The 626-nt window shown below is 48.4% G+C and carries 1 pseudogene; it reads right to left on the reverse strand.

The features are described from left to right. Positions 1-626, reverse strand: a pseudogene (locus ACTHUR_RS15500) (MFS transporter); the annotation flags it as partial.

Raw genomic sequence — 626 nt, forward strand, 5'->3', positions numbered from 1 at the left:
GCCAAGAAGATTTCATTTGAGCCAATAACAAAGCCTTGTTGGGAAATAGTACTATTTATCGCAGCCAGGGCTTGCTCTTTGCTCAGGCCATTGGCCATCATGCCTTGAATAGATTGGTTGCTGATTGAGGACAATGAATTAATATGTTCGGTCAGCTGAGTATGGTGCAGAGCTTCGCGCCGTTCCCACATGGTGCTGACAACGGACACACCGACACCGCCCATAAAGACTCGCAAGAAATTAGACAAGCTACTGGCCGAGGCAATTTGGTTGCCCTTCATATGCGATAAGGTGATACTGGTCAGGGGCAGGAAGAACATGGCTACGCCTAAACCCTGCCAAAACTGTGGCCAAACGACGTTGCTCATATCCATGCCGGCATAGAAGTCGGTTCGCCAATGGAATGTATAGGCAAACACCAAGAAGCTAGCGCTGACAAACAGGCGCATATCGACGCGATTGCCAAACTTACCAATAATCGGCGACAGAATAATCGGCAGAAAACCTACCGGTGCAGCAGCCAAACCAGCCCAAGTAGCGGTATAGTCGAGATTTGATTGCAACACCAAAGGAAGCAAGGTCAATGTACCCATATACCTGTATATTATACAAAGCTGACGCTGCCG

Source organism: Neisseria sp. P0021.S007 (assembly GCF_051956855.1).